Source organism: Streptomyces flavalbus (assembly GCF_042674625.1).
GTDB classification, from domain to species: domain Bacteria; phylum Actinomycetota; class Actinomycetes; order Streptomycetales; family Streptomycetaceae; genus Streptomyces; species Streptomyces flavalbus.
This window is the reverse complement of sequence record NZ_JBHTEB010000001.1, coordinates 2462685-2481116: the sequence shown is the minus strand read 5'-3', so window position 1 is coordinate 2481116 and position 18432 is coordinate 2462685. Positions and strand designations below refer to the sequence as shown.

Annotated in this window: 16 protein-coding genes; 11 read left to right on the top strand and 5 right to left on the bottom strand. The window is 70.6% G+C overall.

Annotation, left to right across the window (positions count from 1 at the left end; translation table 11 throughout):
• Positions 1-48: 48 nt before the first annotated feature.
• Both ACFQZ6_RS11065 and ACFQZ6_RS11060 read right to left on the bottom strand, forming a co-directional pair.
• Positions 49-1266: an alpha/beta hydrolase gene (locus ACFQZ6_RS11065; RefSeq protein WP_381607156.1), complete on the bottom strand. Its 1218-nt coding sequence runs from the start codon at positions 1264-1266 to the stop codon at positions 49-51.
• Between the two features lie 221 nt (positions 1267-1487).
• Positions 1488-2138 (bottom strand): TetR family transcriptional regulator, encoded by a 651-nt coding sequence (locus ACFQZ6_RS11060; protein ID WP_381607154.1) that lies wholly within the window; start codon positions 2136-2138, stop codon positions 1488-1490.
• A gap of 82 nt (positions 2139-2220) precedes the next feature.
• On the opposite strand from ACFQZ6_RS11060, the gene ACFQZ6_RS11055 reads away from it, so the two are divergent.
• Both ACFQZ6_RS11055 and ACFQZ6_RS11050 read left to right on the top strand, forming a co-directional pair.
• Entirely contained in the window at positions 2221-3816 is a 1596-nt protein-coding gene (locus tag ACFQZ6_RS11055) for an MFS transporter (protein ID WP_381607152.1), read from the top strand.
• Between the two features lie 88 nt (positions 3817-3904).
• Positions 3905-4213 (top strand): small hydrophobic protein, encoded by a 309-nt coding sequence (locus ACFQZ6_RS11050; protein WP_381618223.1) that lies wholly within the window; start codon positions 3905-3907, stop codon positions 4211-4213.
• Positions 4214-4354: 141 nt separating this feature from the next.
• On the opposite strand, the gene ACFQZ6_RS11045 is transcribed toward ACFQZ6_RS11050, so the two are convergent.
• Positions 4355-5143: a potassium channel family protein gene (locus ACFQZ6_RS11045; protein WP_381607150.1), complete on the bottom strand. Its 789-nt coding sequence runs from the start codon at positions 5141-5143 to the stop codon at positions 4355-4357.
• A gap of 63 nt (positions 5144-5206) precedes the next feature.
• Positions 5207-7954: a pyruvate dehydrogenase (acetyl-transferring), homodimeric type gene (aceE, locus tag ACFQZ6_RS11040; RefSeq protein ID WP_381607148.1), complete on the bottom strand. Its 2748-nt coding sequence runs from the start codon at positions 7952-7954 to the stop codon at positions 5207-5209.
• Positions 7955-8364: 410 nt separating this feature from the next.
• On the opposite strand from aceE, the gene ACFQZ6_RS11035 reads away from it, so the two are divergent.
• The 6 genes from ACFQZ6_RS11035 to ACFQZ6_RS11010 all read left to right on the top strand — a co-directional run bounded on the left by ACFQZ6_RS11035 (position 8365) and on the right by ACFQZ6_RS11010 (position 12851).
• Positions 8365-8802: a DUF3052 domain-containing protein gene (locus ACFQZ6_RS11035; RefSeq protein ID WP_360217037.1), complete on the top strand. Its 438-nt coding sequence runs from the start codon at positions 8365-8367 to the stop codon at positions 8800-8802.
• A gap of 120 nt (positions 8803-8922) precedes the next feature.
• Positions 8923-9381, top strand: a complete 459-nt coding sequence (locus ACFQZ6_RS11030; protein WP_381607146.1) for a peroxiredoxin — start codon at positions 8923-8925, stop codon at positions 9379-9381.
• Positions 9382-9494: 113 nt separating this feature from the next.
• Positions 9495-10070, top strand: coding sequence for a calcium homeostasis/redox stress adaptation protein (locus ACFQZ6_RS11025; RefSeq protein WP_381607144.1), 576 nt, complete (start codon positions 9495-9497; stop codon positions 10068-10070).
• A 139-nt stretch (positions 10071-10209) separates the two neighbouring features.
• Complete coding sequence (locus ACFQZ6_RS11020) at positions 10210-10785, top strand: TerD family protein (protein ID WP_360217046.1); 576 nt, start codon at positions 10210-10212, stop codon at positions 10783-10785.
• 57 nt (positions 10786-10842) lie between these two features.
• On the top strand, positions 10843-11988 hold the full coding sequence (locus tag ACFQZ6_RS11015) for a DUF475 domain-containing protein (RefSeq protein ID WP_381607141.1): 1146 nt from the start codon (positions 10843-10845) through the stop codon (positions 11986-11988).
• Between the two features lie 122 nt (positions 11989-12110).
• Positions 12111-12851, top strand: a complete 741-nt coding sequence (locus ACFQZ6_RS11010; protein ID WP_381607139.1) for a TerD family protein — start codon at positions 12111-12113, stop codon at positions 12849-12851.
• Between the two features lie 118 nt (positions 12852-12969).
• Here ACFQZ6_RS11010 and ACFQZ6_RS11005 read toward each other — a convergent pair whose 3' ends face one another.
• A complete protein-coding gene (locus tag ACFQZ6_RS11005) occupies positions 12970-13767 on the bottom strand; it encodes a TerD family protein (RefSeq protein ID WP_381607137.1) in 798 nt (265 codons plus the stop codon).
• Positions 13768-13942: 175 nt separating this feature from the next.
• On the opposite strand from ACFQZ6_RS11005, the gene ACFQZ6_RS11000 reads away from it, so the two are divergent.
• Genes ACFQZ6_RS11000 through ACFQZ6_RS10990 form a run of 3 tightly spaced genes read left to right on the top strand, consistent with a single transcriptional unit; the run spans position 13943 to position 18412 of the window.
• Positions 13943-15112 (top strand): HpcH/HpaI aldolase/citrate lyase family protein, encoded by a 1170-nt coding sequence (locus tag ACFQZ6_RS11000; protein ID WP_381607135.1) that lies wholly within the window; start codon positions 13943-13945, stop codon positions 15110-15112.
• A 16-nt stretch (positions 15113-15128) separates the two neighbouring features.
• Positions 15129-17588: a phosphoribosyltransferase gene (locus ACFQZ6_RS10995; protein WP_381607133.1), complete on the top strand. Its 2460-nt coding sequence runs from the start codon at positions 15129-15131 to the stop codon at positions 17586-17588.
• Positions 17588-18412, top strand: coding sequence for an HAD family hydrolase (locus tag ACFQZ6_RS10990; RefSeq protein ID WP_381607131.1), 825 nt, complete (start codon positions 17588-17590; stop codon positions 18410-18412). The genes ACFQZ6_RS10995 and ACFQZ6_RS10990 overlap by 1 nt, the downstream gene beginning before the upstream one ends.
• The last annotated feature ends 20 nt before the right edge of the window (positions 18413-18432 follow it).

Genomic DNA, 18432 nt, shown 5'->3' with positions numbered 1-18432 from the left:
CATGTGCTCGTTCGTCCCCTCCCCGCACGGACCGCAGTTCTTCCGTCTCTACGCGCGTCCGACCGGGTCCGTACGGGACAAACCCGCCCGGCAGCCCCCGGCATCGTCGGCGCAGTGCACCGACGAGTATGCGCCGACCCCGATCTCGGCGAAGTTCCACAGGCTCTCCGTGCCGGGCTCGAAGTACCCGGCGTGCCCGTGCGCGCCGTCCGCCGACAGCACCCGCGCGCCGAACGCGGCGGACACCGGGTCGGCGCCGTGCCCGAAGCCGCCCAGCTCCAGGTAGGGCACGTCCTGGATCCAGTCGTCCGCGTCCCGCATCGCCCACACCCGGGCGGAGGTCCGCAGGTGCGTCGCCTTCTCGGCGCGCATCCCGGGGCTGCCCGCGACCGCGATGTCCGTCACCCGGTCCGGCAGCCGGTGCGCGGCGACCCCGCACACCACCGAGCCGTAGCTGTGGCAGAACAGCGAGACCGGCGCCCGGCCGGGCAGCGCGCGCACCAGCGCGTCCAGCCGTACGGCGCCGTGCTCGGCGCGCATCGCGGTCGCCGCGTCCATGCCGATGCCGCTGGGGGCGGTGTAGTCGGCCCAGGCGATCACCGCGGTGGCGGTGCCGGGGCTCGCCGCGTGCTCGGCCCGGTACAGCGACTCGGCCATGCCGACCGGGGCGCTGTACCTGCGCTCGGTGCGCTGGAAGGTGAGCAGGTCGGTGTCGACGCCGGGGACGACGACCGAGACCCGCTGGGCCTTGGTGAGGCTGCCGAAGACCTCGGCGACCCGGCCCGAGCCGTCGGGGCTGAACGCGAGGATGTTCCGGCCCGGTGTGAGCAGCGACTCCAGGCGGTGCATCCGGCGCCCCGCCTCGTACTGCCCGGCCGGGGTGAGCCGGGGGTCGTGCATCCGGCGCCGCTCGACCGTACGGGCCTGCGCGAGGGCGAGGCGGTTGGCCCGGTAGCGCAGGGCGACGGGGGCGCCGTTCAGGTTGCCGACGACCAGGGGGTAGCGGCGGGCGAGGCGGGCGCGGTCGGCCTCGGTGAGGGCGGCGAAGAAGCGGGCCAGCCGGTCGGGGGCGGACTGCGGGTCGGGCAGTCGGCGTCCGTGCAGGCTGCCGTGCTCCCAGGCGCTGACCGCGGCCTGGAACGGCGTCGACTCCCGCTGGCCCCGCAGCGCGGTCCAGCCGGAGGTCGCCAGCATCACGAACACCACGGCCAGCGCGAGCAGTGCGCGCCAGACGCCGAGTTGCGGGGAGGTGTCGAAGGAAGTCACTGGGAGGACACACTAGGAGAACGGGACGGTCTCACGTGAACCAAGTGATGGGGATCACGTTTGAGGCGGGGGGCGAGAGTTGGGGCGACGAATCGGACAACTCCGGGCGATTGCTGACAGTTGGTGGCGGTGCGATCAGCCGGACCGCCCAGGAGCTCCGTCCGCCCCTCCCGGCGTGTTCACGGGCCGCCCAGGAACCCCGCCCGCCCCTCCCGGCGTCTTCAGGGCGCGCGCCAGTCGCCCGCCAGCGCCGGGCCGACCTGGTCGAGGTAGCGCGCGGTCAGCTCCCGGATCGCGGGCACGCTGAAGTCGCCGTCCGCGCCCCACTGCCGTTCCGTGGCCCGGATCACCCCGCTGAAGACGGCCACCGCCACCCGGGGCCGCGGGTCGGTGTCCGCGTCGAGCCCCTCCCGCTCGGCGATCACCCGCGTGACCCGCTCCTCGGTCTCCATGGCGCGCCGCAGGTGCGCGGCGAGCAGCACGGGCGTCGACTCCACCACCCGCCACATCCGCAGGTGCAGTTCGACGGGTACGACGGCCTCGATGGCGTCGCTGATGGTGTCCCAGCCCTCCAGGATCGCCCGGCGCAGCGCCTCCATGGGCGGCTCGTGCGGCGGTCTGGCCCGCACCGCCTCGACGAAGTGCGCCTCCGCCAGCGTCTGGAGGGCGAGGGCGGCCTCCTCCTTGCCCGCGAAGTAGCGGAAGAAGGTGCGCTGCGAGACCTCGACGGCCTCGGCGATCTCGTCGACGGTGGTGCGCTCGTACCCCTGCTCGGTGAACAGCTCCAGCGCGGCCCGCACCAGCGCGTCCCGGGTGCGGCGCTTCTTGCGTTCTCGCAGTCCGACGTTCTGTTCACCACTCAAGGGGCTCAAGGGATCGTCTCTCCTGTTCACGTCAGTTACCGACTTGTGAATACGTTTGTCAACTGTCAGAGGCTGTCATTAACCTCGTGGCATGACTAGTCAGACCACCATCGAGACGGCGGGGCCGGGGGACGCGGTGCCCGGCAAGGGGCTGCGCGGCCACCCCTGGTTCACCCTCATAACCGTCGCCGTAGGGGTCATGATGGTGGCCCTGGACGGCACCATCGTGGCGATCGCCAACCCCGCCATCCAGAAGGACCTCCACGCGAGCTTCGCGGACGTCCAGTGGATCACCAACGGATACTTCCTGGCCCTCGCGGTCTGCCTGATCACCGCGGGCAAGCTCGGTGACCGCTTCGGCCACCGGCAGACCTTCCTCATCGGCGTCGTCGGCTTCGCCGCGGCCTCCGGTGCCATCGGACTGTCCAGCAGCATCGCGCTGGTCGTCACCTTCCGCGTCCTCCAGGGCCTGTTCGGCGCGCTGCTGATGCCCGCCGCGCTCGGGCTGCTGCGGGCCACCTTCCCGGCCGAGAAGCTGAACATGGCCATCGGCATCTGGGGCATGGTCATCGGCGCCTCCACGGCGGGCGGCCCGATCCTCGGCGGCGTCCTCGTCGAGCACGTCAACTGGCAGTCCGTCTTCTTCATCAACGTCCCCGTCGGCGTCCTCGCCGTCGCGCTGGGCGTCGGCATCCTGCTCGACCACCGCGCGGAGAACGCGCCGCGGTCCTTCGACCTCCTCGGCATCGCGCTGCTCTCGGCGGCGATGTTCTGCCTGGTCTGGGCGCTCATCAAGGCCCCGACCTGGGGCTGGGGCGACGGCAAGACCTGGCTGTTCATCGTCGCGTCGGTCGCCCTGTTCGCGGGCTTCGCCTTCTGGGAGACGCGGGTGAGGGAGCCGCTGATCCCGCTCGCGCTGTTCCGCTCGGTGTCGCTGTCGGCCGGTGTCGTGCTGATGGTGCTGATGGCCATCGCCTTCATGGGCGGCCTGTTCTTCGTCACCTTCTACCTCCAGAACGTGCACGGCATGAGTCCCGTCGACGCCGGTCTGCACCTGCTGCCGCTCACCGGAATGATGATCGTCGGCTCGCCGCTCGCCGGGGCCGCGATCACCGCGATGGGCCCGCGCATCCCGCTGGTCGCGGGCATGGCCTGCACCGCGGTCGCCATGTGGGGCATCTCCACCCTGGAGACCGACACCGGCAGCGGCATGATGTCCCTCTGGTTCGCCCTGCTGGGCCTCGGCCTCGCGCCCGTCATGGTCGGCGCCACCGAGGTCATCGTCGGCAACGCGCCGCTGGAGCTGTCCGGGGTCGCCGGTGGCCTCCAGCAGTCCGCCATGCAGATCGGCGGCAGCCTGGGCACGGCCGTCCTGGGCGCCATCATGGCCTCCAAGGTCGACAGCGACCTGCCGGGCAACTGGGCCGACGCGGGGCTGCCGCCGCTGAGCCCCGAGCAGTTGGACAAGGCGTCGGAGGCGGTCCAGGTCGGCGCGGCGCCGGTGACCCCCGAGACCCCTCCGCAGGTCGCCGCCCAGATCACCGACGTCGCCCACGACACCTTCATCTCCGGCATGAGCCTGGCCTCCCTCACCGCGGCCGGGGTCGCGGCGGTCGCCGTGCTGGTGGCCTTCCTGGCCAAGCGCGGGGAGAACGCGGAGGCGGGCGGAGGAGCGGTCCACATCTGAACGCCCTTGACAACTGAGGAGGATTGAGCTCCGTGGGCGGGGTACTCGCGTGGCGAAGGCCGAACACACCCACCAACTCCGGGAGTTGATGATGGCGGGCTTCGGACAGAGCACGCGCAGGAACCCCCGCTCACGTGGCCGGACGTGGTCACGGACCGGGCCGGATCGCGCGACGCTCGGAATCATCGGCGCCATCTGCGCTGTCGCTGGCTTCTTCGTGCTGGGGATCATCCTCGGCCCGGCGGCGATCGTCTGCGGCTGGCTCGCCATGGGCCGCACCTGGACGGGCTCCCGCCACGTCCCGGCCCTGATAGCGGTGGTCCTGGGCGCGATAGACACCCTGCTGGCCCTGATCTGGCTGGCGGGGGCGGCGTCCCCGGGCACGGGAGCGTTCTGACCCCCCTCGACCGCGACGACCCGGCCCGCGGCTGCGATACGCGGCTGCGGGCCGTCGCTGGCTGGTCGCGCAGTTCCCCGCGCCCCTGGGTAGGCGCAGTCACGCCCGCCTAGCCGTACCGCCCTAGCTGCGGGCAACAGGTCACCGAGGGTCCAGCTCGGTCGGCCGCTCCCGTACCGCGCCGGAGGCGATCGCCGCGACCTCCGCCCGCAACGCCCGCACCTCCTCCGTAAGCGCCACGATCGCCTCCGTCCGCCGCCGCTCCTCCTCGTCGTCCATCTCGAACCGGGCGATGAACCACGCGGCGATGTTCGCGGTCACCACACCCAGCAACGCGATCCCCGACAGCATCAGCCCGATCGCCAGCACCCGCCCGAGACCGGTCGTCGGCGCCATGTCGCCGTACCCCACCGTGGTCATCGTCGTGAACGCCCACCAGATCGCGTCCCCCAGCGTGTGGATGGACGCCCCCGGCTTCCCCCGCTCGACCTCCAGCACCGCCAGCGCCCCGAAGACCAGCAACCCCAGGCACGACCCCGCGACATACGTCGTCACCCGCACCTGCGACGCCAACCGCGCCCGCTGCCCCGCGAGCAGCAGCAACGACACCAGCTTCAACAGCCGCAACGGTTGGAGCAGCGGCAGCACGACCGCAAGCAGCGCCAGCGGGTTGCCGCGGACGAACCGCAGCCGGTCCTCCGTCAGCCACAGCCGCGCGAGGTAGTCGACAGCGAAGGCACCCCACACCGCCCAGTTGGCGACGTGGCAGGCGGTCAGCAGCCCTTCCGGCGCGTCCGGCTGGACGATCGGATAGGCGTAGGCGACGGCGAAGACGACGGCGAGCCCCAGCAGCGGCCCCTGCGTACGTCGTTCCCAGCGGTCCCGTGCGGTGGGCGCGGTCGGTGCGGTGGCTTCGGACATGCGGGCCATCGTAGGAAAGGCGGCGGCGGCACGGACGAACCCGCACCGCCGCCACCGCGCCAGCCGTCAGACCTACGCGTCGCCCCCCGCCGTCCCCGGGTCCGCCGCCGCGACGTCGAGCAACTGGTACCGGTCGATCGCCTGCTTCAGCACCGACCGGTCCAGCTTCCCCTCCCGCGCCAGCTCCGCCAGCACCCCCACCACGATCGACTCGGCGTCGATGTGGAAGAAGCGCCGCGCCGCACCCCGGGTGTCCGCGAAGCCGAAGCCGTCCGCGCCCAGCGACTGGTACGTCCCCGGCACCCACCGCGCGATCTGGTCCGGCACCGACCGCATCCAGTCGGAGACCGCGAGGAACGGTCCCTGCGCCGCGCCGAGCTTCCGGGTGACGTACGGCACCCGCTGCTCCTCCTCCGGGTGCAGCAGGTTGTGCCGCTCGCAGTCCACCGCCTCGCGCCGCAGCTCGTTCCAGGAGGTCGCGGACCAGACCCCCGCCCGCACGTTCCACTGCTCGGCGAGGATGCGCTGCGCCTCGACGGCCCACGGCACCGCGACGCCGGAGGCGATGATCTGCGCCGGGATGGAGCCGGAGTCGCCCTCGCTGAGGCGGTGGACGCCCTTGAGGATGCCCTCGACGTCCACGTCCTCCGGCTCTGCGGGGTGCTGGATCGGCTCGTTGTAGACGGTCAGGTAGTAGAAGACGTCCTCACCGTGCGGGTGCCGCTCGTCGCCGCCGTACATCCGGCGCAGCCCGTCCTGCACGATGTGTGCGATCTCATAGCCGTACGCCGGGTCGTAGGCGACGCACGCCGGGTTGGTGGAGGCCAGCAACTGCGAGTGGCCGTCCGCGTGCTGCAACCCCTCGCCGGTCAGGGTGGTACGGCCAGCGGTCGCGCCCAGGACGAAACCGCGCGCCAACTGGTCGGCCATCTGCCAGAACTGGTCGCCGGTGCGCTGGAAACCGAACATCGAGTAGAAGACGTACACCGGGATCAGCGGTTCGCCGTGCGTGGCGTACGCCGAGCCCGCCGCCACCAGCGACGCCGTGCAGCCCGCCTCGGAGATGCCGTCGTGCAGCATCTGGCCGGTCGGGGACTCCTTGTAGGCGAGCAGCAGCTCCCGGTCCACCGACTCGTACTGCTGGCCCAGCGGGTTGTAGATCTTCGCGCTCGGGAAGAAGGAGTCCATGCCGAAGGTGCGGTACTCGTCCGGCGCGATCAGCACGAACCGCTTGCCGAGTTCCTTGTCCCGCATGAGGTCCTTCAGCAGCCGTACGAACGCCATGGTCGTGGCGATCTGCTGCTGACCGGTGCCCTTCTTCACGGTCGCGTACGTCTTGTCCGCGGGCAGCGGCAGCGGCTTGGAGCGCACCACCCGCGTGGGCACGTAACCGCCGAGACCCTTGCGGCGGTCGTGCATGTACTGGATCTCCTCCGAGTCCCGGCCCGGGTGGTAGTACGGCGGCGCGCCGGACTCCAGGTCCTTGTCGGCGATCGGCAGGTGCAGGCGGTCCCGGAAGCGCTTCAGGTCGTCGACCGTCAGCTTCTTCATCTGGTGCGTGGCGTTGCGGCCCTCGAAGTTCGGGCCAAGGGTCCAGCCCTTGATGGTCTTGGCGAGGATCACCGTCGGCTGGCCCTGGTGCTCCACGGCCGCCTTGAACGCCGCGTACACCTTGCGGTGGTCGTGGCCGCCGCGCCCGAGGTGCAGGATCTGCTCGTCGGTCATGTTCTCGACCATGGCGCGCAGCCGGTGGTCGTCACCGAAGAAGTGCTCACGGATGTAGGCGCCGGACTCGGTGGCGTACGTCTGGAACTGGCCGTCCGGCGTCGTGTTCATCTTGTTGACGAGGATGCCGTCGCGGTCCTGGGCGAGCAGCGGGTCCCAGGTGCGGTCCCAGATCAGCTTGATCACGTTCCAGCCCGCGCCCCGGAACACCGACTCCAGCTCCTGGATGACCTTGCCGTTGCCGCGCACCGGCCCGTCCAGGCGCTGGAGGTTGCAGTTGACGACGAAGGTGAGGTTGTCCAGGCCCTCGCGGGCGGCGATGGTGAGCTGGCCCAGCGACTCCGGCTCGTCCATCTCCCCGTCGCCGAGGAACGCCCACACGTGCGACTTCGAGGTGTCCGCGATCCCGCGCGCGTGCATGTAGCGGTTCATCCGCGCCTGGTAGATCGCGCCGATCGGGCCGAGGCCCATCGACACCGTCGGGAACTCCCAGAACCCCGGCATCAGCCGCGGGTGCGGGTACGAGGAGAGGCCGTACGGCGCCTTGGACTTCTCCTGGCGGAACCCGTCGAGGTGCTGTTCGCTCAGCCGGTCCAGCAGGTACGCGCGCGCGTAGATGCCCGGCGAGGCGTGGCCCTGGAAGAAGACCTGGTCGCCGCCGTCGCCCTCGTCCTTGCCGCGGAAGAAGTGGTTGAAGCCCACGTCGTAGAGGGAGGCGGAGGACGCGAACGTGGCGATGTGGCCGCCGACGCCGATGCCGGGGCGCTGCGCGCGCGAGACCATGACCGCGGCGTTCCACCGGGTGGCGTTGAGGATCCTGCGCTCGATCTCCTCGTTGCCGGGGAAGAACGGCTCGTCCTTGGTGGCGATGGTGTTGACGTAGTCCGTGCTGCGCATCTCGGGCACGGCGACGCGCTTCTCACGGGCGCGTTCGATCAGCCTCAGCATCAGGTAGCGGGCGCGCTCCCGCCCGCGCTCGTCGATCGCGGCGTCGAGTGAGTCGAGCCACTCCTGGGTTTCCTCGGGATCGAAGTCAGGAACCTGACTCGGAAGGCCGCCAATGATGATCGGATTGCGATCGGATCCGGAAGCCACGCTGGTCCTTACCTGTCAGAGGGTTGTCCAAATGCCTGCGCCGCCCCCCATCGTCTACCTCGGCGCCTCAATCGTCATCTCTACCCATGGGTAACCGAGACCTTCGTCAGCTCTCGTCAGCTCTCGGCGCAAAAGCATTCGAACTTCGTACCCGTATATGGTTCCCAAATGGGCAAACAGGGCACAACGGTGTGGTGTGCGTCACCAACGGCCACGGAAGTGTGGCGTGAGTTGCGGCGACACCGCCGGGATCGTCACCGTTTCGGCGGTCCGAACCGCCGGGTACTTGCGCGATCCGCCCCGCCCGTGTGGACTACGGCCAATGCTTCGCGCACGCGCGTGGCTGAGATCCCCCGGACTCGAACGAGCGGGGGACACCCCAATTCGAAGACATGATCAGGAGGCACCCCGTGAGCGCGACCGCGGACCACGCGGAGGAGCGGACGAACCCCGCCGTCAGGCTGGGGTTCCAGCCCGGGCAGGTGGTCCAGGAGATCGGCTACGACGACGACGTCGACCAGGAACTCCGCGATGCCATCGAGGAAGCCATCGGCAGCGACCTGATGGACGAGGAGTACGACGACGTGGCCGACGCCGTTGTGCTGTGGTTCCGTGACGACGACGGCGACCTGACGGATGCGCTGGTGGATGCCACCACGTACATCGAGGAAGGCGGCGCCATCCTGCTCCTGACGCCGAAGACCGGCCGTTCGGGGTACGTGGAGCCGAGCGACATCTCGGAGGCCGCGACGACGGCCGGACTGACGGCGTCCAAGAGCGTCAGCGTGGGCAAGGACTGGAGCGGCAGCCGCCTGGCCACGCCCAAGGCGGCCAAGTCCAAGAAGTGACCGCCCGCTGAACGCGACCCTGGCCCGGAACCGCCCCGGGCCAGGGTCGCGCGCCGGAACCCGGTGGCCGCTGCGTAGGGTGGGTGATCCACCCGAACAGCCCCACTGGAGGGACGACGCATGGCGATCCAGGTCGGCGAGAAGGCGCCCGACTTCGAACTGAAGGACAACCACGGCCGCACCGTGCGGCTCTCCGACTTCCGCGGCGACAAGAACGTGGTGCTGCTCTTCTACCCGTTCGCCTTCACCGGGGTGTGCACCGGCGAGCTGTGCGAGGTGCGCGACAACCTCCCGAAGTTCTCCGACCGCGACACCCAGGTGCTCGCCGTCTCCAACGACTCCATCCACACCCTGCGCGTCTTCGCCGAGCAGGAGGGCCTGGAGTACCCGCTGCTCAGCGACTTCTGGCCGCACGGCGAGACCTCGCGCGCCTACGGCGTCTTCGACGACACCAAGGGCTGCGCGGTGCGCGGCACCTTCGTCATCGACAAGGAGGGCGTCGTGCGCTGGACCGTCGTCAACGGTCTGCCGGACGCCCGTGACCTGAACGAGTACGTCACCGCGCTCGACACCCTGTGATTCTTCGGTCGCAAGCACTGCGGGCGGCGGGAACCCGTCACTAGGATCGAGTCGTTTGATCCGATAGCAACGCATGACGGGGCTTCCCGCCCCTGGACACCAATGGAGGACTCGTGGGAGTCAGCCTCAGCAAGGGCGGCAACGTATCGCTGACCAAGGAGGCGCCGGGCCTGACCGCGGTCATCGTCGGTCTGGGGTGGGACGTGCGCACCACGACCGGCACCGACTTCGACCTCGACGCCAGCGCCCTGCTGCTGAACAGCGCGGGCAAGGTCGCGAGCGACCAGCACTTCGTCTTCTTCAACAACCTCAAGAGCCCCGACGGCTCGGTGGAGCACACCGGTGACAACATCACCGGTGAGGGCGAGGGCGACGACGAGCAGATCAAGATCAACCTGGCCGCCGTCCCGGCCGACATCGAGAAGATCGTCTTCCCGGTCTCGATCTATGACGCCGAGAACCGCCAGCAGTCCTTCGGCCAGGTGCGCAACGCGTTCATCCGCGTCGTCAACCAGGCCGGTGAGGCGGAGATCGCGCGCTACGACCTCAGCGAGGACGCCTCCACCGAGACCGCGATGGTCTTCGGTGAGCTGTACCGGCACGGCGCGGAGTGGAAGTTCCGCGCCATCGGTCAGGGGTACGCCTCGGGTCTGCGGGGTATCGCTCAGGACTTCGGCGTCAACGTCTGACGTCCGCCGTCCGCCAGGCAGTCGGTTTCACCGTCCGGCCGCCAGGCAGCCGTTCTCACCGTCCGGCGCCGCACCGAGAGCGTGCGGCGCCGGACGCGCAGCACAACCAAAGAGGCATGACCAGGGGAGGACCAGCATCATGGGCGTCACGCTCGCCAAGGGGGGCAACGTCTCCCTGTCCAAGGCCGCGCCGAACCTCACACAGGTGATGATCGGACTCGGCTGGGACGCGCGCTCCACCACCGGAGCCCCGTTCGACCTCGACGCCAGCGCGCTGGTGCTCAACAGCGGGCGGGTGCTCGGCGACGAGTGGTTCATCTTCTACAACCAGCTCAAGAGCCCGGACGGCTCGGTGGAGCACACCGGTGACAACCTCACCGGTGAGGGCGAGGGCGACGACGAGTCGATCCTGATCGACCTCTCCAAGGTGCCCGCCCACTGCGACAAGATCGTCTTTCCGGTCTCCATCCACATGGCCGACGAGCGCGGCCAGACCTTCGGGCAGATCAGCAACGCCTTCATCCGGGTGGTCAACCAGGCCGACGGCCAGGAACTGGCCCGCTACGACCTGAGTGAGGACGCCTCCACCGAGACCGCGATGATCTTCGGTGAGGTCTACCGCTACCAGGGCGAATGGAAGTTCCGGGCGGTGGGACAGGGGTACGCGTCCGGACTGCGGGGGATCGCTCTAGACTTCGGGGTCAATGTTTCGTAAAGCCGGGTGCGGCGCGGGGGAGACCCGTACACCCCGATACAAGGGATTGGGTAGCCAGTGGTACTGAAAACCTTCGGCTGGTCGTTCGTGGTCACCGCGCTCGGCCTGGTCGCGGCGGTCTTCTACGGGGGGTGGACCGCGTTCGGCATCGTGGCGATCCTCTCCGTCCTGGAGATCTCGCTGTCGTTCGACAACGCGGTGGTCAACGCCGGAATCCTGAAGAAGATGAACGCCTTCTGGCAGAAGATCTTCCTCACGGTCGGCATCCTGATCGCGGTCTTCGGTATGCGGCTGGTGTTCCCCGTCGTCATCGTGGCCATCAGCGCGCAGATGGGCCCGATCGAGGCCGTGGACCTCGCGCTGACCGACAAGGACCGCTACCAGGAGCTGGTCACCGACGCGCATCCGGCGATCGCCGCGTTCGGTGGCATGTTCCTGCTGATGATCTTCCTGGACTTCATCTTCGAGGACCGGGACATCAAGTGGCTGGCCTGGCTTGAGCGTCCGCTGGCCAAGCTGGGCAAGGTCGACATGCTGTCGGTCTGCATCGCGCTGATCGTGCTGCTGATCTCCTCCATGACCTTCGCCACGCACGCCCACCTGCACGCCGGGTCCGCCGACAAGGCGGAGACGGTGCTGCTCTCCGGTATCGCGGGTCTGATCACGTACATGGTGGTGGGCGGCCTCTCCGGCTACTTCGAGGAGCGGCTGGAAGAGGAAGAGGAACGCGAGCACGAGGAGGAGGAAGAGGCGAAGCGGGCGGGCAAGCAGAAGCCCGCGATCCTGCTCGCCGGCAAGGCCGCGTTCTTCATGTTCCTCTACCTGGAGGTCCTGGACGCGTCCTTCTCCTTCGACGGCGTGATCGGTGCCTTCGCCATCACCAACGACATCGTGCTGATGGCGCTGGGCCTGGGCATCGGCGCGATGTACGTCCGGTCGCTGACGGTCTACCTGGTCCGCCAGGGCACGCTGGACGACTACGTGTACCTGGAGCACGGCGCGCACTACGCGATCGGCGCGCTGGCGGTCATCCTGCTGGTCACCATCCAGTACGAGATCCACGAGGTCATCACCGGCCTGGTCGGCGTCTTCCTGATCGCCGCGTCCTTCTGGTCCTCCGTGCGGCGCAACCGCGCGCTGGAGGCGGCGGAGGGGTCGTCCGGGTCCTCTGGTGAGAAGGCCGAGGTCTCTTCCGGGGTGTGACGTTCCCGCGGGTGTGGGAACGCTTCTGAACGGGGCGGTGTGGAGGACGTGTCCTCGGCGCCGCCCCGTTCGCTGGTTCTTGTTGGGTCGTGCCGGTGGTGGCTGGCTGGGTGGGGGCGTTGATGGGACTGTTCGACGGACTGCTGTGGCGGGGGCGGACGCCCCAGTTCGACTCGGGGAGCGCGTCGAGCAACGCGATCGAGCTGACCAGACGGCACGGGCAGGTGTCGCTGACCAAGCAGGACGCGGCGACCGGGCACCTGCGGATCAACCTGAACTGGCGGATGCGGACGTCCGACTTCGGGGGGCCGCAGCGGGAGAGTCTGCTGCGGCACCCCTTCAAGGCGCTGAAGCCGCCGGAGGTGATGGGCCACAGCCAGTCGATGGTCAACGTCGACCTGGACCTCGGGTGCCTGTACGAACTCCAGGACGGCACGAAGGGGGTCGTACAGCCGCTGGGGGGCTACCTCGGGGACGTGAACGCGCCGCCGTACGTCAAGCTGAGCGGCGACGACCGGTTCGGGTCGGCGTCCGGGGAGACGATCTACGTCAACCTGGACCACCGGGACGCGATCAAGCGGCTGCTGGTCTTCGCGTACATCTACGACCAGACGCCCGCGTTCGACCGGACGCAGGCGGTGGTGACGCTGTACCCGAGCAACGGGCCGCGGATCGAGATCCACCTGGACGAACGGCACCCGCAGGCGCGGTCCTGCGCGGTGGTGATGATCGAGAACGTGAAGGGCGAGATCATCGTCCGCCGCGAGGTGAAGTTCGTCTACGGCTTCCAGGGCGAACTGGACCGCCTGTACGGCTGGGGCCTCCAGTGGGGGCGGGGCTACAAGACGAAGGCCCAGCGTTGACAGCCGTGCGTGCGGTGGTTCTTCGGGTGCGGCCCGTCGGTGGCTGGGCGCGCAGTTCCCCGCGCCCCTAGGTGGGTATGGTCAACGCCCCCGTGGCCTCCAGGTGGGCGCGGTCACGTCAGCGGCCGATGAACTGGGGGCCCTGGGGTGGGAGGTGGAAGTTGGGGTCCGGGCCCGGGGGGATCGGCAGGGGCGGGGGGTAGCCGTACGCGGGCTGTGGGTAGCCGTACGCCGGGGCGGACGAGACCGACGCGGGCCGCGGATAGCCGTACGTCGGCGCGGGTGCCGGAGTGATGGCCGTCGGCTGTTCCGGGGGCAGCGGCGCGGAGACCTCCGGCGCGGCGGGCGCGGCCACGCCCGCGTCCGTGGACTCCGACTCGTCCACCGAGATCCCGAAGTCCGTCGCCAGCCCCTTCAGCCCGTTGGAGTACCCCTCACCCAGCGCCCGGAACTTCCACCCCTCCCCCCGCCGGTACAGCTCGCCGCAGATCAGCGCCGTCTCCTGCCCGGTCTCCGGCGTCACGTCGAACGTCGCCACCGGCTCCCCGTCGGCGTCCGCCGCGTCATGGAGGAGGATGCGCAGATCCCGTACCCGGTCGAAGGCGACCCCGTCCGCGGAGGCGACCAGCAGGATGCGCCCGACGTCCGGCTGGACGCCGGAGAGGTCTGTCTGAATCGTGTCGGTCAGGTATTCGGCGGCCCGCTTCTTGCCCAGCCGCCAGACCTTCCCGGAAGGGTGCCGGGGCTGGTTGTAGAAGACGAAGTCCTCGTCGGAACGCACACGGTCCTCGGGCCCCAGCAGGAGCGCGGAGACGTCGACGTCCGGCACCCCCTGCCCAGGCGTCCAGCGCAGTACGGCGCGTACCGTGGTGGCTTCCAGGGGGACGTTCGACCCCTTCAGCATCGCGTGCGTCATGCCGTCATCCTGCCTTCTCGGTCCTGCTCACGACAACGCGGGGGGCGCACAGTTGGCTCACGTGCGTTACTTGGAATTCATGCCCGGCGGGAACCGCCGACATGGATTGATACGTACTATTACCGGCCACCCGTGGACAGTCCACAGGGTCACACCGTCACCACAGGGGAGTTCAATGCGTCATTTCGGGCACATCGCCCCTGAGGTGCGGAATCGGTTGTTCTACCGGGAGCCGTGCACGTTCACCGCGGACTCCCCGGCCCGGTTGCTCGCCGCCGCCCTGGGAGCCACGCTCTACAGCCCGGCGACCCGGCCCCGGCTGGCCGACGACGTCGTCAAACAGGGCGCACGGGGCGTGGTCTCGATGGTGCTGTGCCTGGAGGACTCCATCGACGACGCGGAGGTCCCCGACGCCGAGGAGAACCTCGTACGGCAGTTCACCGAGCTGGCGGGGCGGGGCGCGGGCGGCGAGCCGCCGCTGCTGTTCATCCGGGTGCGCGCGCCCGAGCAGATCCCCGACCTCGCGCGGCGGCTCGGCCCCGCCGTCCGGCTGCTGTCCGGATTCGTGCTGCCCAAGTTCACCGAGGAGCGGGGCATCCCGTTCCTGGAGGCGCTCCAGGCCGCCGAGGCCGGGACCGGGCGGCGGCTGTTCGCCATGCCGGTGCTGGAGTCGCCCGAGCTGCTCTACCGGGAGTCCCGGGTGGGGACCCTGGAGGGCATCTACCGCGCCGTCGACAAGTTCCGCGACCGGGTGCTCGCGCTGCGGCTCGGGGTGACCGACTTCTGCTCGTCGTACGGGCTGCGCCGGGCGTCCGACATGACCGCCTACGACGTCCAGGTCGTGGCGTCGGTGATCTCCGACGTGGTGAACATGCTGGGGCGGGCCGACGGGACCGGGTTCACCGTCACCGGGCCCGTCTGGGAGTACTTCCGCGTGCAGGAGCGCATGTTCAAGCCGCAGCTGCGGCGCAGCCCCTTCCTGGAGGGGCAGGCCGACGAACTGCGGGCCGCGCTGATCGAGCACGCCATGGACGGACTGCTGCGCGAGATCGCCCTCGACCAGGCCAACGGACTGCTGGGCAAGACCTGCATCCACCCCTCCCACGTGCCGCCCGTGCACGCGCTGTCCGTGGTCAGCCACGAGGAGTACAGCGACGCCCAGGACATACTGCGACCCGAACGCGAGGGCGGCGGCGTGCTGCGGTCCGCGTACACGAACAAGATGAACGAAGTGAAGCCGCACCGCGCCTGGGCCGAGCGGACCGTGCTGCGCGCCGAGGTGTTCGGCGTGGCCAACGAGGACATCGGCTTCGTGGAACTGCTCGCCGCGGGCATACCCGGCTGAGGGACGACAGGGACGGATGACGAACGCAGTGAACAACGGGGCCAACGGGGCCAACGGGGTCTGGTCGGGTACGTGGGTGGCCGAGCGGCTCGGCGTCGAACTCGTCGGCGACGGCCAGGTGCGGGAGCTGCTGGGGCTGGCCCTGCGCCGCAACCCCAAGCGCGCCCACCTGCTGGTCTCCCACGTGCTCGGCAAGCACGTACCGCAGTCACCCTCGGTGGTGTACGGCGCTGGGTTCGCCCTCGGCAGGCGGGTGCGGGAGCTGCTCGGTGACCCGAGGGGCGCCGTCGTCGTCGGCTACGCGGAGACCGCGACCGGGCTCGGGCACTCCGTCGCGGACGGCCTCGGGGACGTGCCGTACCTGCACTCCACGCGGCGGCCCGTGGACGGCGTCGCCACGGCCGGGGGGTTCGAGGAGTCCCACTCGCACGCCACCTCCCACCTGCTGCTGCCCGAGGACGACCGCTTCCTCGCCGGGGACGGGCCCCTCGTCCTCGTCGACGACGAGTTCTCCACCGGCAACACGGTCCTCAACACCGTACGGGCGCTGCACGAGCGCTGGCCCCGGGAGCGGTACGTCGTCGTCGCGCTGGTCGACATGCGCTCCGCGCACGACCAGGAGCGGCTCACCGCGTTCGGCCGGGAGATCGGCGCCCGGGTCGAGCTGGTCGCCGCCGCGCGGGGGAGCGTACGGCTGCCCGACGGCGTACTGGAGAAGGGGCAGGCCCTCGTCGCCGCGCACGAGGGCGGTGCGGGGCCCGCCGCGCTCACCGAGCGGGGCTCCGTGCGGCGGGTCGCGCTGCGCTGGCCCGGCGGCGTGCCCGACGGCGGTCGGCACGGGTTCACGCCCGCGCACCGGCGGCGCCTGGAGCGCGCCCTGCCCGCGCTGGGCGCCCGGCTCGCGGAGGCCCTCCCGGCGTCGGCGCGGCGGGTGCTGGTGCTGGGGTGCGAGGAGCTGATGTACGCCCCGCTGCGGCTGGCCCGGGAGCTGGAGCAGATCGCCCACGGCGTGGACGTACGGTTCTCCACCACGACCCGGTCACCCGTCCTCGCCGTCGACGACCCCGGGTACGCCATCCGCAGCCGACTGGTCTTCCCGGCCCACGACGACCCGGCCGACGGGCCCGGCGAGCGGTACGCCTACAACGTCGCGGGCGGCGGCTTCGACGCGGTGGTCGCCGTCGTGGACTCCACCGCCGACACGCCCGAACTGCACGCCGCCGGGGGCCTGCTGGACCAGCTCGCCGCGCACGTCCCGCACGTCCTGCTCGCCGTGGTGCCCTCGTACGTTCCCGCGCACGCCCCTGAAAGGCCCCCCATGCTGCCCGAGCCCCTCCGCGGCCCCGCCTTCTCCTCGTACGCGCCGGAGGAGGTGGGCTGGCTGCTCCAGGACCTGTCGGACGTCACCCTGGAGGCGCCGACCGAGGAGCGCGAGGAGGCCATCCAGAGCGGCGGCGCGCACTACGCCGAGTCGCTGCCGGTGGAGTACCAGCCGAGCGAGGAGTACCAGCGCCTCTTCCACGCCGCGCTCGACGCCTCCGCGGACCGGCTCGCGCACGCCGTGGGCGTGGTCACCGAGACCGTCCTCGCCGAGCGGTCCCCGCGGCCCGTGCTGGTGTCGCTGGCCCGGGCGGGCACGCCGGTCGGGGTGCTGATGCGGCGCTGGGCGCGCTACCGGCACGGCCTCGAACTGCCCCACTACGCCGTGTCCATCGTGCGCGGGCGCGGCATCGACGCCAACGCGCTGCGCTGGCTGGCGCGGCACCACGACCCCGCCGACGTCGTCTTCGTCGACGGATGGACCGGGAAGGGCGCCATCAGCCGCGAACTCGCCGCCGCCGTGCGGGAGTTCGAGGAACGGGAGGGGATCGGCGGGTTCGACCCCGACATCGCCGTACTCGCCGACCCGGGGTCGTGCGTACGGACGTACGGCACCCGAGAGGACTTCCTCATCCCGTCCGCCTGCCTCAACTCCACCGTCTCCGGGCTGATCTCCCGGACCGTGCTGCGGGCCGACCTGGTGGGCCCCGACGACTTCCACGGCGCGAAGTTCTACCGCGAACTCGCCGGGGCCGACGTCTCCGGCGACTTCCTGAACGCCGTCTCCGCCCGCTTCGAGGAGGTCGCGGAAGCGGTCGACGCCGCCGTGAAGGAACTGCTGTCCGCCGACCGCACGCCCACCTGGGAGGGCTGGGCCGCCGTCGAGCGGATCAGCGAGGAGTACGGCATCCACGACGTCAACCTGGTCAAGCCGGGCGTGGGCGAGACCACGCGGGTGCTGCTGCGCCGGGTGCCGTGGAAGATCCTCGCGCGCAAGGGCGCCGGGGCCGACCTCGACCACGTGCGGCTGCTCGCCGGGCAGCGGGGGGTGGTGGTCGAGGAGGTCGACGAACTGCCGTACTCCTGCGTGGGGTTGATCCACCCCCGGTACACGCGGGGCGCGACCGGCGCCGACGGCAAGGCGGTGGCGGGCTGATGCCGGTGCTGGTGGCGAGCGACCTGGACCGTACGCTCATCTACTCCTCGGCGGCCCTCGCGCTGACCATGCCGGACGCGCGGGCGCCCCGGCTGCTCTGCGTCGAGGTGCACGAGAGCAAGCCGTTGTCCTACCTGACGGAGACCGCCGCGGGGCTGCTGGCCGAGCTGGGGGACGCGGCGGTGTTCGTGCCGACGACCACCCGGACCCGTAAGCAGTACGAGCGCGTCAACCTGCCCGGTCCGGCGCCCCGGTACGCGATCTGCGCCAACGGCGGGCACCTGCTGGTCGACGGGGTGTCCGACGCGGACTGGCACGGGCGGGTCACCGCCCGGCTCGCCGACGAGTGCGCGCCCCTCACGGAGGTCCGCGAGCACCTGCGCACGACGGCCGACCCGGCGTGGGTGCGCAAGCACCGGATCGCGGAGGACCTCTTCGCCTACCTGGTCGTGGAGCGGGAGCTGCTGCCGGAGGACTGGGTGAAGGAACTGGCGGTGTGGGCGGAGAACCGCGGCTGGACGGTCTCCCTCCAGGGCCGCAAGCTCTACGCCGTCCCGAAGCCGCTGACCAAGAGCGCCGCCATGCGCGAGGTCGCCCACCGCACCGGCGCCTCCCTCACCCTCGCCGCGGGCGACTCCCTGCTCGACGCCGACCTGCTCCTCGCGGCCGACCGGGGCTGGCGCCCCGGGCACGGGGAGCTGGCGGACGCCGGATGGAGCGCGCCGACGGTCGGCGCGCTGCCGGAGCGGGGGGTGCTGGCGGGGGAGCGGGTGTTGCGGGAGTTCCTGCGGGTGGTGCGGGGTGGTGACGGGGGTACGGGGTGAGGCCGGGGCGGCTGTTCAGG

What these genes read in the sequence shown, in the direction of transcription:
- ACFQZ6_RS11030 (WP_381607146.1), top strand. Translation starts at nt 8,923, where the DNA reads ATGGCGATCCAGGTCGGCGAGAAGGCGCCCGACTTCGAACTGAAGGAC.
- ACFQZ6_RS11020 (WP_360217046.1), top strand. Translation starts at nt 10,210, where the DNA reads ATGGGCGTCACGCTCGCCAAGGGGGGCAACGTCTCCCTGTCCAAGGCC.
- ACFQZ6_RS11055 (WP_381607152.1), top strand. Translation starts at nt 2,221, where the DNA reads ATGACTAGTCAGACCACCATCGAGACGGCGGGGCCGGGGGACGCGGTG.
- ACFQZ6_RS11010 (WP_381607139.1), top strand. Translation starts at nt 12,111, where the DNA reads ATGGGACTGTTCGACGGACTGCTGTGGCGGGGGCGGACGCCCCAGTTC.
- ACFQZ6_RS11000 (WP_381607135.1), top strand. Translation starts at nt 13,943, where the DNA reads ATGCGTCATTTCGGGCACATCGCCCCTGAGGTGCGGAATCGGTTGTTC.
- ACFQZ6_RS10995 (WP_381607133.1), top strand. Translation starts at nt 15,129, where the DNA reads ATGACGAACGCAGTGAACAACGGGGCCAACGGGGCCAACGGGGTCTGG.
- ACFQZ6_RS10990 (WP_381607131.1), top strand. Translation starts at nt 17,588, where the DNA reads ATGCCGGTGCTGGTGGCGAGCGACCTGGACCGTACGCTCATCTACTCC.
- ACFQZ6_RS11005 (WP_381607137.1), bottom strand. Translation starts at nt 13,767, where the DNA reads ATGACGCACGCGATGCTGAAGGGGTCGAACGTCCCCCTGGAAGCCACC.
- ACFQZ6_RS11045 (WP_381607150.1), bottom strand. Translation starts at nt 5,143, where the DNA reads ATGGCCCGCATGTCCGAAGCCACCGCACCGACCGCGCCCACCGCACGG.
- ACFQZ6_RS11050 (WP_381618223.1), top strand. Translation starts at nt 3,905, where the DNA reads ATGATGGCGGGCTTCGGACAGAGCACGCGCAGGAACCCCCGCTCACGT.